The sequence below is a fragment of the Mycobacterium europaeum genome, assembly GCF_034555895.2.
GTDB classification, from domain to species: domain Bacteria; phylum Actinomycetota; class Actinomycetes; order Mycobacteriales; family Mycobacteriaceae; genus Mycobacterium; species Mycobacterium europaeum.
Map to the genome: position 1 here is coordinate 1,513,756 of NZ_CP157315.1, position 14,781 is coordinate 1,528,536.

Here is a 14,781-nt window from a genome sequence, read left to right on the forward strand (position 1 = left end):
GCCGGTTGGGGGAGGTCCGGTCCGCGTGGGACCATCGGCGCGTGGCTGCGTCATCTGAGGCTTCGCCCCCCGCCGGTTCCGTCGCGGTCCCCGGGGCGGCGCCGTCGTGGCCGCAGGTGCTGGCCCGGTTGACGGCCCGCCGGGAGCTGTCGCGCGGCCAGGCGGCCTGGGCCATGGAACAGGTCATGGCCGGCGACGCCAGCCCGGCCCAGGTCGCCGCGTTCGCGGTGGCGATGAAGATGAAGGGCCCCAGCTCGGCCGAGGTCAGCGAGCTCGCCGAGGTGATGCTCAGCCACGCGCGCCCGATGCCCGCCATGCGCGACGACGCCGTCGACATCGTCGGGACGGGTGGTGACGGCGTCAACACCGTCAACCTGTCCACCATGGCGGCGATCGTGGTCGCGGCCGCGGGCGTGCCGGTGGTCAAACACGGTAACCGCGCGGCGTCGTCGTTGTCCGGGGGTGCCGACACGCTGGAGGCGCTCGGGGTGCGCATCGAGCTCGAACCCGAGCAGGTCGCGCGCAGCCTGGCCGAGGTGGGCATCGGGTTCTGCTTCGCGCCGCTGTTTCATCCCTCCTACCGGCACGCGTCGGCGGTGCGCCGCGAGATCGGTGTCCCGACGGTGTTCAATCTGCTTGGGCCGCTTACCAATCCGGCCAGACCGCGGGCCGGGCTGATCGGCTGCGCGTTCGCCGACCTGGCGGAGGTGATGGCGGGGGTGTTCGCCGCGCGCCGGTCGAGCGTCTTGGTGGTGCACGGTGACGACGGGCTCGACGAGTTGACGACGACCACCACCAGCACGATCTGGCGAGTGCAGGCGGGAACGGTGGACAAGCTGACGTTCGATCCGGCCGGATTCGGTTTCGCCCGAGCCGATCTCGACGATCTGCTGGGCGGCGACGCGCAAGCCAACGCGGCCGAGGTGCGTGCGGTGCTGGCCGGCGCCGACGGCCCGGTCCGGGACGCCGTGGTGCTCAACGCCGCCGGGGCCCTCGTCGCCCACGCCGGTCTATCCAGCCGCGCTGAATGGTTGCCGGCGTGGGAGGACGGGCTGCGGCGCGCCGGCGCGGCGATCGACTCCGGTGCGGCCGAACAGCTGCTCGCGCGATGGGTGCGGTTCGGCCAACAGCTCTGAATCGTATTGCGCCGCTTGGTCATAGGCCAGTCGCGCCGAGCGGGCCGATGCCGCCCAGGCCGCCCACGCGCCGGCGGAGCGCACCGGCGAAGCCCAACCCGCGGCGTCGGGGGCGTCGTCGACGCGGACGATGCGCACCCCCGGGGCGGCCAGCCAGCGCGCGATGAGGGCGGATTCCTCCACCAGCGCGCCGCCCAACGGGGCCGCGGTGGGCAGAATCGCCTGTGCGCCAGCCGTGATCGCGTCGACGACCGGCATCGGGGGCACCCCTCGCGGCGCGGTGCCGGCCGCCGCGAGCTGGCCGTGCCGGACGACGGCGAGGTGATAGCCGCCCTGACCGTCGGGTGCGGCCGCGATCAGCTCGGGCAGCGCGGCCAGCGCGCGCAACCGCTGGCCGCGCCACAGGATCTCCACGGCGGTGGCGGTGCGGTCACGCAGGCGCGCGGCGCTCTCGAAATGCCGTCGCTCGGCCAGCGCCAGGACCTGATCCACGGCGTCCGACAGGGCGGCGTTGTCCATCCCGTCGATCAGCGCCGCGCCGCGCGCCACGGCCGCGGCGTACTGCGTGGCCGTGACGCCGCGCGCCGCGGGGCAGGGCGAGATCTCCGCCTCGGCGCAGGCCGGGCCGTGCAGGACCGACCGTCCCAGCCGCGTCGTGCAGGTCCTCAGCCCGGTGAAGCGCGACAGCAGCGCGGCGGTGTCGGCGGCGTCGGCGCGCGAGCGGAATGGGCCGACCGCGCGGTCGTGACGGGGCGCTCGCACCACCGCGAGCCGCGGGAACGCCTCGTCGGTGAGCGCAACCCACCACCACCGGTGCGGAAACTTCGACCGGCGGTTGTAGGGCGGTGCGTGCGCGGCCAGCAGCCGCAGCTCGCGGACGCCGGCCTCCAGCGCGTGGGCGCACTCGACGTGGTCGACCGCGGTGGCCAGATTGACCATTTCCTTCATCCGGCCGCGCGGGTCGGCGCCGGTGAAGTACTGACCGACCCGGCGGCGCAGGTCGACCGCGGTGCCGACGTAGAGCACCTCGCCCGACGGTCCGCGAAACAGATAGACGCCGGGCCGCCGGGGCAGGCCCTCGGCGAGGACCCGCTTGCGTCGCTGGGCCGGGGTCACGTCCGGCAGGTAGGAGCGCAGGTCGGCGTAGGTGTGCACGCCCTGGTTGCCGACCCGCTCGATGAGGGCGTGCAGCACGTCGACGGTGGCGCGGGCGTCGTCGAGGGCGCGGTGGGTGGGCTGGGTGGCCACGGCGAACAGCCGCGCCAGCGAGGCCAGCCGCACGCTGGGGGCTTCCTCCCGGCTGAGCACGCGGCGGGCCAGTCGCACCGTGCACAGCACCCGCGGGCGCGGCCACACCACGTCGCACCGCGCCGCCGCGGCACGCAGGAACCCGACGTCGAACCCGGCGTTGTGAGCGACCAGCACCGCCCCGTGGTCCAGGCCGGCGAACTCGAGAAACATCGGCAGCACGGCGTCGATCCGGGGGGCGTCGGACACCATCGCGGTGGTGATCCCGGTCAGCCGCACGATCTGCGGCGGGATGCTGCGCTGTGGGTCGACGAGCGTGGCGAACTCGCCGAGCACGGCGCCGCCGCGGACCTTGACGGCGCCGATCTCGGTGATGGCGTCGGGGCCGTTGCCGCCGGTGCTTTTCGTGCGCCCGCCGGTGGTCTCGAGGTCCACCACGACGAAGGTGGTGTCGCGCAGCGAGACGTCGGGAGCTTCGAAGGACGACCCCAAGTCGGCGAAGCTGAGCTGAGTCGCACCACCGGCACCCATGCGTTTCTCCTATGTCAAGCCGCTGCCGGGTGGCAAGGCTGTTGACGGTTTTGTTCGTCGGTTCGCAGGTGATGAAAGACGACGCGGCTAATGCGGTGTTTGAGGCAACGTAAAGCTTCAGCGGTGGAATCACGCTCGGTGAGCCGCTTGCGGTAGTAGGCCTGTCCGAGGCCGTCGAGGCGGATCTGGGTGACGGCGATCCGGTGCAGGGCGGCGTTGAGTTGGCGGTTGCCCGATCGGGTCATCCGGACCCGGCCGGCAGTGTTTCCCGACCACACCGGGACAGGCGCCACTCCGGCATGACGTGCGAAGGCAGCCGCGCTTTTAAACCGGGTCACGCCGGCGGTCTCGCCGACTAGTTTGGCCGCGGTCAGCTCCCCGCAGCCCGGAAGAGAAAGCAGCACCGGGGCGACGTGGCGAACTCGCTGTCCGATCCGCTTGGCCAAGGCGTTGATCGTTTCGGTGAGCCGGCTGATATCAGCCAGCTCGTCACGAGCCAACTCGGCTACCAACCCGGGCACGGTGTCTAGCCAGTCACCCAGGATGCGGCGGTGCTTGGCCAGATCCAACGAACGCGACTTCGGGGCGCGTTCGGGATCAAGTTCGTGCACCCGCCACAACAACCGGTTAATCGTCGCCGTGCGTTGCGCCACAAGGACTTCCCGGCGATCCACTAATAACTTCAACTCACGTGACACCTCGTCATGCGAGGCGACCGGCAGATCGGGTTCACGCAAGAATCCCCGCGCAACGGCAAGCGCATCGATCGGGTCAGACTTGCCCCGCGTACGCGCGCTAGCCCGAGTTTGGGCCATCAGCTTCGGCGGCACCCGCACCACCGACTGACCAAAGCCCATCAGGTCACGCTCCAACCGGGCCGACAGATGCCGGCAATCCTCGATCGCCCACACCACATCGGCGCCGAAGCGCTCCCGAGCCCACATCACCGCCTCGCCATGGCCCGCGGTCACGGCTTTGACGACCTTCTCGCCGATCTTGCGCCCGACCTCGTCGACCGCGACAAACGTGTGGGTGCGCTTGTGTACATCGGCTCCAACAACAACCATGGTGGTTGCCTCCTTCACTGTGAGGTGACGGTTGGGCCGGTCGGCGGACAAACCTCAGTGGGGGCGGATGCCACGCTCCTATCAAGTCACGCCGGCCGGTCCTTCACACCTGATGCCGACAAAACGTATGCACGCCAACCCGAAGGCGGCACCGACGGTACGAGCCAAACATCAGGTGATCAGGATCCAACCACCGCAACAAGCGGCACCTCACCCTGACACTGACGCGACGGTAAGCGTGGCCACCGACACCCGGGCGGCTCCCACGCCGGACCGCCCCCGCCCGTTTGCGGTCTTTCCGGGGCAAAACCGGTGCCGGGGGGTTGTCGGTGGCCGCGGTTACGGTTCGGACGGTCGACCTGACGTCGCCCACACCTGACCGAGAGGACCGATCCCGATGGCACGAACCAGTAGGCCCGACAGCAACGGCACGACGGTGCCCGAAACGGGGGCGCCGGTGGTGATCGACTGCGACGACTGCGCGGTCCGCGGGCCGGGTTGCCGCGATTGCGTAGTCAGCGTGTTACTCGGGGTACCGGAGACTTTGTTGGCGGACGAATGCGCGGCGTTGGCGGTGCTCGCCGATGTCGGCCTGGCGCCGCGATTGCGGTTGGTGCCCATCCGCCGCGAGCGCGATTCGGGCGTGGCCTAGGATGCTTTGCGTGCCAAAGGCTTACGAGGGGGTCGGCGTCGCTCACACGATAATGACAGAAATCTTGCCAATTTCTTAACCGCTCGCTTTGGACAAACGTCGATATCGTTTCGTAACCTGTTTGAGACCTGAACCAGCTCGACGGCGCATGGTCGTCTATGGCCGTTTAAGGAAGCAAAATCTTGAGGCTTGACTCTAGATACCCGTTTGCGCGTGTCCTCACACGAACTGCCATCGGGACGCTAGCGGGCTTCACAGTGTTATCGGGTGTCCTCGCCGCGCACGCGTCGGCCGACCCGGCCGACGACGCGCTGGCCAAGCTCAACCAGTTGTCCCGCCAGGCTGAGCAGACCACCGAGGCGATGCACAGCGCGCAGCTCGACCTGAACGAAAAATTGGTGGCCCAGCGCGCGGCGGACAAGAAGCACGACGACGCCCAGGCGTCCGTCGACGCCGCCAAGGCCCGCTTGGCCTCCTACCAGGGCGCGGTCAACAAGCTCGCCGCCGCGACCTACATGGGCGGTCGCGTCGACGGCATGACGGCCATGTTGACCGCCGGATCGCCGCAAGGCCTGATCGACAAGCTGGCCATGCAGCGGCAGATGGCGACGCAGATGGCCGACCAGATGAAGAACTTCCGGGTCGCCAGCGAGCAGGCCGCCAAGGCCGAGCGGGAGGCCGCCAAGTCCGCCGCAGACGCGAAGAGCGCGGCCGAGCAGGCGGCCGCGGTGCGGGCGAGCCTGCAGTCCAAGCAAAGTCAGCTGCAGGTGCAGATCGCGGTCGTCAAGTCGCAATACGTTTCCCTGACCCCCGAGCAGCGCACCGCGCTCGCCGATCCCGGCCCCGTACCCGCCGGTCTCCCGGCACCGGGCGCCCCCGCGCCGGAGGCCGCTCCGCCGGGCGCGCCGCCGCCCGCCGGGCAGGCACCCGGTGAGGCGCCGCCTCCCGGCGGAATGCCCGGCCCCTTCGGCGGCGGGGTCGGCGGTGGTGACCGCGCGACCGTGGTGCAGGCCGCGCTGACCCAGGTCGGTTCGCCCTATGTCTGGGGTGGCGCCGCTCCCGGCGGGTTCGACTGCTCCGGGTTGGTGATGTGGGCCTTCCAACAGGCCGGCATCGCGCTGCCGCACTCCAGCCAGGCGCTGGCGCACGGCGGTCAGCCGGTGTCCCTGTCGGACCTGCAGCCCGGCGACGTGCTGACCTTTTATTCGGACGCGTCCCACACCGGCATCTACGTCGGTGACGGGATGATGATCCATTCCTCCACCTACGGCCAGCCGGTGCGGGTGGTGCCGATGGGCGCAGGTGGCCCGATCTACGACGCCCGCCGCTACTAGGGGCCCCGGCCCGCGGCGCCGGCGGCTCGGGCTGCTGCTGGCCTGGGTGTTTGTCGTCGAGATCATCGTGGCGGCGGCCGTGCCGTTCGACGCGGCCCTCGACCGCACCACCCGACCCGCGCAGCTGGTCGTTCCCGTCCGCAGCCAGGTCAGCGTCGCGGCGAAGTCGCTGGTCGTCGGCGACCGCACAGTTCGGCTGCTCGGCCTCGGTGGCCAGGCCGGTGACCGGCTGCTGTCGCGGGTGGCGTCCGGCGCCGAAGTCGCGATCAACGCGGTCGAGGCGTTCTGGGGCATCGACTGGTCGCGCGAGGTCTCGGTGGTCGCGGCCGCCACGGACGAGGAGTTCCGCGCCGCCGCCGGCGGGGGACCGGCGGCGCAGTGGGCTGACATCGCGGCCGTGACGGTCGTCGACCGTGTCGATCCCGCGCGCCGGACGGCCGTCGGCCAGCGGATCGTCTTCGCGCCCGGCGCGGCCAACATGACCGCGGGGGCGCTGCGAATCGTGTTGACGCACGAGCTTTTTCACTATGCCGCGCGCGTGGACACCGCCCCCGACGCGCCCCGGTGGCTGACCGAAGGCGTGGCCGATTTCGTTGCCCGGCCCCGCAACCCGGTGCCCGCCGACGCGTTGCCGGTGCCACTGACGCTGCCCTCGGACGCCGACCTGGACGCCCCGGGGCCGCAGCGCTCGCTGGCCTACGACCGCGCGTGGTGGTTCGCGCGCTTCGTCGCGGACACCTACGGGACGGCCAAGCTGCGCGACCTGTATCTGGCCGCCTGCGGTCCGGGGCACTCCGACGTGGCCTCCGCCGTCCACGACGTCCTGGCCACCGATTCGCCCGGTCTGCTCGTGCGCTGGCACCAGTGGCTGGCCCACTCGGGGTGACGGGCGCCCTGCGGCGGGCCCGGTGCACCGCCAGGCTAGCCTGACGCAGTGAGTCGGGTCCTGCTGGTAACCAACGACTTTCCGCCCCGGCCGGGCGGCATCCAGTCCTACTTGAGCGACTTCGTCGGCCGGCTGGTCGACGCCCGGTTGCATTCGGTCACGGTGTACGCGCCGCAATGGAAGGGCGCAGACGCGTTCGACGAGGCGGCCGGTTATCGGGTGGTCCGGCATCCGGGCACCCTGATGCTGCCCGGCCCGGCGGTGGACGCCCGGATGCGCCGGCTGATCGCCGAACACGACATCGACACCGTCTGGTTCGGCGCGGCCGCACCGCTGGCGCTGCTGGCCCAGCGGGCCCGCCAGGCGGGGGCCGGCCGCGTCGTGGCCAGCACGCACGGCCACGAGGTCGGGTGGTCGATGCTTCCGGTCGCCCGGTCGGTGCTGCGCCGCATCGGCGATACCACCGACGTCGTGACGTTCGTCAGCCGCTACACCCGGGGGCGGTTCGCGCCCGCCTTCGGCCCCCACGCCTCGCTGGAATACCTGCCGCCCGGGGTGAACACCGACCGGTTCCGACCCGATCCGGCGGCCGGTGCCGAGCTGCGCGACCGGTATGGGCTGGGTGCGCGGCCCACGGTCGTGTGCGTGTCCCGACTGGTCCCGCGCAAGGGCCAGGACATGCTGATCAAGGCCCTGCCGTCGATCCGGCAACGCGTCGACGGCGCCGCCCTGGTCATCGTCGGCGGCGGTCCCTACCTGGAATCGCTGCGCAAGCTGGCCCGCGACTGCGGGGTGGCCGAGCACGTGACGTTCACCGGGGGCGTGCCGGCCGCCGAACTGCCCGCACACCATGCGCTGGCCGATGTCTTCGCGATGCCGTGCCGCACCCGCGGCGCCGGCATGGACGTCGAGGGCTTGGGCATCGTGTTCCTCGAGGCGTCCGCGACCGGCAAGCCGGTGATCGCCGGCGACTCCGGCGGCGCGCCGGAAGCCGTGCAGCACAACAAGACTGGATTGGTGGTCGACGGGCGCTCGCTGACGGCGGTCGGCGGCGCCGTCGCCGAGTTGCTCGGCGACCCCGACCGGGCCGCGGCCATGGGCGCCGCCGGTCGCGAGTGGGTGATGGCCCAGTGGCGGTGGGACACGCTGGCCGCCCGGCTGGCCGATATCCTGCGCGGCGACGATGCGGGCCGCTGAGGCCGGCCGCTACTCCTTCTCGTAGATCGAGTCGATGTCGGAGGCGAACTTCTCGGCGACCACGTTGCGCTTGACCTTCATCGTCGGCGTCAGCTCACCGGTGTCCTCGGTGAAGTCCACCGGCAAGATGCGGAACTTGCGGATCGACTCGGCGTGCGACACCGCCTGGTTGGCGTGCTTGACCGCCGCGTCCACCTCGGCGACCAGGTCCGGGTCGGTGGCCAGGTCGGCCACCGAAGCGCCGGCCGCCTTGTGGTTGCGTTCCTTCCAGGCTACGAACGCCTCCGGGTCGATGGTGATCAGCGCGCCGATGAACGGCTTGGCGTCGCCCACCACCATGGCCTGGCTGATCAGCGCGTGCGCCCGCAGCTGGTCCTCGAGCACGGCCGGGGCGACGTTCTTGCCGCCCGCGGTCACGATGATCTCCTTCTTGCGACCGGTGATCTTCAGGAAGCCGTCCTCGTCGAGCGCACCAAGATCACCGGTTTTGAACCAGCCGTCGGTGAACGCGTCGTCGGTGGCCTGCTCGTTGTGCCAGTAGCCGCTGAACACCACGCCGCCGCGCACCAGCAGCTCACCGTCCTCGGCGATGCGCATGCTGTTGCCCGGCAACAACGTTCCGACCGTGCCGATCCTGACGTTGCCGACCTGGTTGACGGTGATGGCCGAGCTGGTCTCCGTCAGGCCGTAGCCCTCGTGGATGGTCAGGCCGACGCCCCGGTAGAAATGGCCCAGCCGCGCGCCGAGCGGGGCGCCGCCCGAAACCGACGCGTGGCATTCGCCGCCCAGCGCGGCGCGCAGCTTGTGGTACACCAGCCGGTCGAACAGCGCGTGCTTGGCGCGCAGCACCAGCCCCGCCCGCCCGCGGTCCTGGGCCTGGCTCCAGTCGACCGCGGTTTGCACGGCGGCCGCGAAGATCCGCCCCTTGCCGTCGTTGACCGCGTTCTGCTCGGCGGTGTTGTAGACCTTTTCGAACACCCGCGGCACCGACACCACCACCGTCGGCTTGAACACGGCGAACATCGGCAGCAGGTTCTTGATGTCGCTGGTGAACCCGACGGTCACCTTGTTGGCGAACGCCGACAGCGTCAGCGAACGCGCCAGCACATGGGCCAGCGGCAGGAAGACCAGCAGCCGCTGCCCCTCGTCGAGCAGCGTGGGCAGGCATTCCTTGGCGCCCCGGGTCTCGTACAGCAGGTTGGAATGGGTGAGCTGGCAGCCCTTGGGGCGTCCGGTGGTTCCCGAGGTGTAGATGAGCGTCGCCGGGTCGGCGGAGCGCAGCGCCTCCTGGCGGGCGGTGAGTTCGGCGGGTTCGACCGACGCCCCAGCCTCGGCGAGCTGATCGAGCGCCTTGGGGCCCGAGCCGTCGATGTGCAGCACCCGGCGCAGGGCGGGCAGCTCGGTGGTGAGTTCGGTGACCATCGCGGCGTGGGCGTCGGTTTCGGCGAAGGCCAACACCGCCTCGGAGTCCTGCAGCACCCAGCGCACCTGCTCGGCCGACGAGGTCTCGTAGATCGGTACGGTGACCGCGCCGACGGACAGGATCGCCAGGTCGATGATCGCCCACTCGTAGCGGGTGGCCGAGAAGATCGACACCCGGTCGCCGGCCTGCACCCCGAGCGCGATCAGGCCGAGCGCCGCGGAGCGCACCTGTTCGGCGACCTCCGCGCAGGTGACGTCGGTCCACACGCCGTCGACCTGACGCCGGAAGATGACGAAGCTGGGGTCCTCGCGCTCGTGTTCGAAGACCATGGCCGCGATGTTGTCGTGCTCGCCGATGGAAAAGCGGGCGGGGACACTGTACTCACGCACTCTTGCTGACCTCGTTTTGGCTTGGTGACGGTCCCGGGGGACGGCTTGTTGTGGTCCAGCCTAATCCGCGCATTCGTGCAGGAACGGTGGCACTCTGCCGCTCGGGGCCGGAAATCCCGCCGCCCTCGGCGTGGCCGACCCGATAGATATGTGAAGCTGAGGTGGTGAACAGCATCCAGATCGCGGACGAGACGTTCGTGGCCGCCGACGGCGCGCGGGTCGGTGCCGCGGTCGCCGACCCGTCCCGCTGGCGTCGCTGGTGGCCGGACCTGCGGTTGCGGGTCATCGAGGATCGCGCCGACAAGGGCATCCGGTGGTCGGTCACCGGGGCGCTGACCGGCACCATGGAAATCTGGCTGGAGCCATCGCTGGACGGGGTGGTGCTGCACTATTTCCTGCACGCCGAACCGACGGGCGTGGCGGCCTGGCAGCTGGCCAAGCTCAATCTGGCGAAAATGACACACCGCCGTCGGGTGGCGGGCAAGAAAATGGCCTTCGAGGTCAAGACGACACTGGAACGGACACGTCCGGTCGGAGTTTCTCCGGTAGTTTAGCCGGGTCAGGTTTGCGGGGAGAGTACCGTTTCGGACCGAAGGCCCGGGGGTTGGACCCGCACGGTAGTTTCCCCCCGGCGTCGACCGCCGGCGGCAGAGAGGGCAGCACCAGGTGGCGGAGAAGACGTCGCAGACCATCTACATCGACGCCGACCCGAGCACGGTGATGGGCGTCATCGCGGACATCGATTCCTATCCTGAGTGGATCTCGGAATACCGCGAGGCCGAGGTGCAGGAGACGGACGCCGACGGCTACCCGAAAGTCGCGCGGGTGGTGCTGGACGCCGCCGTCCTCAAGGACACGCTGGTCATGTCCTACCAGTGGCCCAAGGACCGGCGATCGGTCAGTTGGACGCTGGTCTCCAGTTCGCTGCTGCGTTCCCTGGAAGGCACATACCGCTTGGCGCCCAAGGGATCTGGCACAGAGGTCACCTACGAGCTCACGGTCGATCTCGCCGTCCCGATGATCGGCTTGCTCAAGCGCAAGGCCGAGCGCCGGTTGACCGACACCGCGCTGAAGGATCTGAAGAAACGAGTCGAGGGCTGAGTGAGTCCGGCCAGTCGCGGGCTCCCACCCCGGCCCGGATCAGTCTCTTCGTTGGCAAGGGCGGGGTAGGCAAGTCCACGCTGGCATGTGCCACGGCGGTCAGCGCCGCGAGCGCGGGGCTGCGGGTGCTGGTGGTGTCCACCGACCAGGCGCACTCACTCGGGGACGTGCTCGGCCTGCCCATCCCGCCGAGCCAGGGTGATCTGGTTCGGGTCCTCGCCGATGACGAGCAGGCCGGCGGTGGCTTTCTCGACGCGCTGGCGCTGGACACATTGGCCCTGCTCGAGGCCCGCTGGCGCCACGTGGTGGACACGTTGGATCGGCGGTTCCCCGATTCCGAGCTGAGTACCATTGCGCCCGAAGAACTTTCGGCACTGCCCGGCGTTCAGGAGGTGCTCGGGCTGCACGCCGTCGGCGAGCTGGCCGTGTCCGGGCGCTGGGACAGCGTCGTCGTCGACTGCGCCTCGACCGCGGACGCGCTGCGGATGCTGACCCTGCCCGCCACCTTCGCCCTCTACGTCGAGCGCGCCTGGCCGCGTCATCGCCGGCTGTCGGTCAGCGCCGACGACGCGCGGTCGGCGGCGGTGGTGGAACTGCTCGAGCGCATCAGCGCCAGCGTCGAGGGCCTGGGCGCCCTGCTGACCGACGGCGAATTGGTCAGCGCGCATTTGGTGTTGACGCCGGAGCGGGTGGTCGCGGCCGAAGCGGCCCGCACGCTGGGCTCGCTGGCGTTGATGGGTGTGCGCGTCGAGGAACTGATCGTCAACCAGGTGCTGGCCGAAGACGAGTCCTACGAATACCGCAACCTGCCGGAACACCCCGCGTTCTACTGGTACGCCGAACGCATCTCCGAACAGCGTGGCGTTCTCGACGAACTCGACGCCACCATCGGTGAGGTGGCCCTGGTGATGACTCCGCACCTGTCCGGGGAGCCGATCGGCCCCAAGGCGCTGGGCGCGTTGCTGGACAGCGCGCGCCGCCGGGGCGGGACGGCCCCGCCCGGACCGCTGCGGCCGACGGTGGACCTGGAATCCGGCACGGGACTTGGCTCCATTTACCGGATGCGGCTAGCGTTGCCGCAACTCGATCCGTCGGGGCTGACGCTGGGGCGCGTCGACGACGACCTCATCATCAGCGTGGGCGGATTGCGGCGCAGGGTCCGGTTGGCGTCCGTACTCCGGCGGTGCACGGTGCTCGACGCGCACCTGCGGGGTACCGAGCTGACCGTACGTTTTCGACCAGATCCGGAGGTGTGGCCTAAGTGAGTGGGGCTCATCCCGAAGTCGGTCCGGAGTTGCGCCGGCTCGCCCAGGCGATCCTGGACGGGATCGACCCGGCGATGCGGGCGGCCGCCGCGCTGACGGCGGGCCGGGGCGTCGGGACCGGCAAATGTCAGCAGGTGTGGTGCCCGGTGTGTGCGCTGGCCGCGTTGGCGACCGGTGATCAGCACCCGCTGATCACCGTGATCGCCGACCACAGCATCGCGTTGCTCGAGGTGGTGCGCGCCATGCTCGACGACATCGACGGTGCGGCGAAACCCCCACCCGATGGTCCCCCGGGCGACGGCGCTTCCGCGCCGGAGGCGCCGGACGCCGCGACCAGGACCCGCTATCAGCCCATCCCGGTCACCGTCGAGGAATGACCGTCCCGCGCCGAAGGTGGTCCCGTGCGGATGCGGTGGGTACAGTTGGCGCAGAACACCGGCGGGCGGGCGAGAGGGAGGGCCATGTGGTACTGGCTATTCAAGTACGTACTCCTCGGCCCGTTGCTGTACTTCCTCGCTCGGCCAAAAGTTGAAGGCCAGGAACACATTCCGAGTTCCGGCCCGGCGATCCTGGCCAGTAATCACCTGGCGGTGATGGACAGCTTCTATCTGCCGTTGGTGGTGCGTCGCCGGATCACCTTCCTGGCGAAGTCGGAATACTTCACCGGAACCGGCTTGAAGGGCTGGTTCCAGCGCTGGTTTTTCACCGCCGTCGGCCAGGTGCCGATCGACCGGACCGATGCCGACAGCGCGCAGGCGGCGCTGACCACCGCCGAACGGCTGCTGTCGGCGGGCAAGTTGTTGGGGATGTACCCCGAAGGCACCCGCTCTCCGGACGGCCGGCTGTACAAGGGCAAGACCGGGCTGGCGCGGCTGGCGCTGCACACCGGGGTGCCGGTGATCCCGGTGGCGATGGTCGGCACGAACGTGGTCAACCCGCCCGGGACCAACATGTTGCGCTTCGGGCGGGTCACCGTCCGCTTCGGCAAGCCGATGGACTTCTCCCGCTTCGAGGGGCTGGCCGGCAACCGCTTCATCGAGCGGGCCGTCACCGACGAGGTGATCTACGAGCTGATGGAGCTTTCCGGGCAGGAGTACGTGGACATCTACGCCGCCAGCCTCAAGGAGAACCGCAACGGCTCGAACGGTCAGGGATCGACGAGCGAGGCCGCGCGGATTCCCGAAACCGCCGCCGGGTGATCCGCGGCGTCGACTAGCCGATCGCAGTCGCCGGCGTCAAGTGCTGCGGCGCCGAATCCCGAGAGGGGTTGCGGGCGGTGACCGTCAGCCCCGCCGCGACGAGAACCGCCAGCGCCCACCACACGTAGGACATCCCGGCGAGCTGGCGCCACCAGACCGCCGTCGTCTCGTGATGCTTGGGCAGCAGGTCGATCGGCGACCATCTCATCAGCGCCACCCCCGCGGCGCCGACCACGGCCAGCGCCGCGTTGCGCCGCCGCCAGGCCAGCACGGCCAGCACCACGACGGTCGGCAGCCCCCACACCCAGTGGTGTGACCACGAGACCGGCGAGACCACCAACCCGAACAGCGCGACGCACACGACGGCCAGCACGGGCTCGTCGGCCCGCAGCACCCTGCGCATCGTCCATACCGTCAGCGCGAGCACGAGCAGCGAGGCCGCCATCCACAGCAGGGAGCGCGGCTGCTCAGCGAGCCCGAGCCGGGCCAGCGCCCCGGCGATGTTCTGATCGGTGTTCAGGGCCGCCTCGCCGATCCGATCGGTGTGCGCCAGGGTGTGCGTCCAGTACTCCCACGAATCGCTCCACGCGAGAACGAAACCCACCGCCGTCGCACCCACGAACGACGCCAGCGCCGTCAGCGCCGCCCGGTTGTCGCGGCGGAGCAGGAAGTACAGCAGGAACACCGCCGGCGTGAGTTTGAGCGCTATCCCCACACCCAGCAGCAGGCCCCGCGGCCACGGGGTACGGCGCGGCACGCAGTCGGCGATCACCAGCGTCATCAGCACGACGTTGATCTGGCCGAAGGCGAAGTTCGAGGTGACCGGTTCCAGCCAGGTCGTCGCCGCGAGGCTGATGACGACGGCCAGCCACCAGCGGCGCAGCCACGCCGGTCCCGGCAGCGCGGTAGAGGCGGCCCAGACGTCGAGGCGGGTCAGCACGATCACCGTCGAGACGACCAGCAGCACCAACGTCAACGCCGTGATCGCGACGCTGGCGGCCGGCATCTGCAGCCAGGCGAACGGGCAGAACATGATTGCCGCCAGCGGGGGATAGGTGAACGGCAGATTGAGCCCGATCGGTGTGTGGAACAACACATCGCCGCGGTACAGCGAATGCCCGTGCATCCAGGCCTGCGCGCCCATCTGATACACGTCGATGTCGATGCGATACGGCGTGTGCCCGAACAGTTGCCAGACCACATAGCCCAGGCCCGCCGCCGCCAGCAGCCAAAGACCGCACCACAACAGGATTTGCCCGGGGCCCGGTCTGCCTGCGAAGCCCACGCCGGGCGCCCGCCATCTACTCATGTCACATAACAGCGTAATCGGTCTGCGCGCGTGGCACGCGGCCC

At 70.1% G+C, this 14,781-nt stretch carries 13 protein-coding genes and 1 pseudogene; 10 read left to right on the top strand and 4 right to left on the bottom strand.

The annotated features are described in order from the left end of the window. Positions 1-41 precede the first annotated feature (41 nt). Complete coding sequence (trpD, locus tag U8D42_RS07160; protein WP_322861129.1) at positions 42-1,136, top strand: anthranilate phosphoribosyltransferase; 1,095 nt, start codon at positions 42-44, stop codon at positions 1,134-1,136. On the opposite strand, the pseudogene U8D42_RS07165 reads toward trpD, so the two are convergent. Next, positions 1,074-2,915, bottom strand: a pseudogene (locus U8D42_RS07165) (DEDD exonuclease domain-containing protein); the annotation flags it as partial. The gene trpD and the pseudogene U8D42_RS07165 sit on opposite strands and share 63 nt — an antisense overlap. A gap of 14 nt (positions 2,916-2,929) precedes the next feature. Then, on the bottom strand, positions 2,930-4,000 hold the full coding sequence (locus U8D42_RS07170; RefSeq protein WP_192579510.1) for an IS110 family transposase: 1,071 nt from the start codon (positions 3,998-4,000) through the stop codon (positions 2,930-2,932). A 379-nt stretch (positions 4,001-4,379) separates the two neighbouring features. Between U8D42_RS07170 and U8D42_RS07175 the strand changes: the two genes are divergently transcribed. The 4 genes from U8D42_RS07175 to pimB all read left to right on the top strand — a co-directional run bounded on the left by U8D42_RS07175 (position 4,380) and on the right by pimB (position 8,051). Continuing rightward, a complete protein-coding gene (locus U8D42_RS07175) occupies positions 4,380-4,634 on the top strand; it encodes a hypothetical protein (protein ID WP_090422331.1) in 255 nt (84 codons plus the stop codon). A gap of 182 nt (positions 4,635-4,816) precedes the next feature. Further along, positions 4,817-5,968, top strand: a complete 1,152-nt coding sequence (gene ripC / locus U8D42_RS07180; RefSeq protein ID WP_322861617.1) for a peptidoglycan hydrolase RipC — start codon at positions 4,817-4,819, stop codon at positions 5,966-5,968. Between the two features lie 46 nt (positions 5,969-6,014). Next, positions 6,015-6,854, top strand: a complete 840-nt coding sequence (locus tag U8D42_RS07185) for a hypothetical protein (protein WP_322861621.1) — start codon at positions 6,015-6,017, stop codon at positions 6,852-6,854. Between the two features lie 48 nt (positions 6,855-6,902). Further along, on the top strand, positions 6,903-8,051 hold the full coding sequence (gene pimB, locus U8D42_RS07190; RefSeq protein WP_322861616.1) for a GDP-mannose-dependent alpha-(1-6)-phosphatidylinositol monomannoside mannosyltransferase: 1,149 nt from the start codon (positions 6,903-6,905) through the stop codon (positions 8,049-8,051). Positions 8,052-8,060: 9 nt separating this feature from the next. Here the strand turns inward: pimB and U8D42_RS07195 are convergent, their stop codons facing one another. After that, complete coding sequence (locus U8D42_RS07195; protein WP_322861615.1) at positions 8,061-9,863, bottom strand: AMP-dependent synthetase/ligase; 1,803 nt, start codon at positions 9,861-9,863, stop codon at positions 8,061-8,063. 164 nt (positions 9,864-10,027) lie between these two features. On the opposite strand from U8D42_RS07195, the gene U8D42_RS07200 reads away from it, so the two are divergent. The 5 genes from U8D42_RS07200 (at position 10,028) to U8D42_RS07220 (ending at position 13,428) form a co-directional block, all read left to right on the top strand. Continuing rightward, positions 10,028-10,417 (top strand): polyketide cyclase / dehydrase and lipid transport, encoded by a 390-nt coding sequence (locus U8D42_RS07200; protein WP_085243197.1) that lies wholly within the window; start codon positions 10,028-10,030, stop codon positions 10,415-10,417. Positions 10,418-10,529: 112 nt separating this feature from the next. Further along, complete coding sequence (locus U8D42_RS07205; RefSeq protein ID WP_085243161.1) at positions 10,530-10,964, top strand: SRPBCC family protein; 435 nt, start codon at positions 10,530-10,532, stop codon at positions 10,962-10,964. After that, positions 10,961-12,229: an ArsA family ATPase gene (locus U8D42_RS07210; protein WP_090423317.1), complete on the top strand. Its 1,269-nt coding sequence runs from the start codon at positions 10,961-10,963 to the stop codon at positions 12,227-12,229. Before U8D42_RS07205 ends, U8D42_RS07210 begins: the two co-directional genes overlap by 4 nt. Beyond that, positions 12,226-12,606, top strand: a complete 381-nt coding sequence (locus tag U8D42_RS07215; protein WP_322861614.1) for a hypothetical protein — start codon at positions 12,226-12,228, stop codon at positions 12,604-12,606. The genes U8D42_RS07210 and U8D42_RS07215 overlap by 4 nt, the downstream gene beginning before the upstream one ends. An 84-nt stretch (positions 12,607-12,690) precedes the next feature. Next, the gene (locus tag U8D42_RS07220) at positions 12,691-13,428 is read left to right on the top strand and encodes a lysophospholipid acyltransferase family protein (protein ID WP_322861613.1); all 738 of its coding nucleotides are present in this window, start codon (positions 12,691-12,693) and stop codon (positions 13,426-13,428) included. A 13-nt stretch (positions 13,429-13,441) separates the two neighbouring features. On the opposite strand, the gene U8D42_RS07225 is transcribed toward U8D42_RS07220, so the two are convergent. Then, complete coding sequence (locus U8D42_RS07225; protein WP_322861612.1) at positions 13,442-14,737, bottom strand: glycosyltransferase 87 family protein; 1,296 nt, start codon at positions 14,735-14,737, stop codon at positions 13,442-13,444. Positions 14,738-14,781 lie beyond the last annotated feature (44 nt).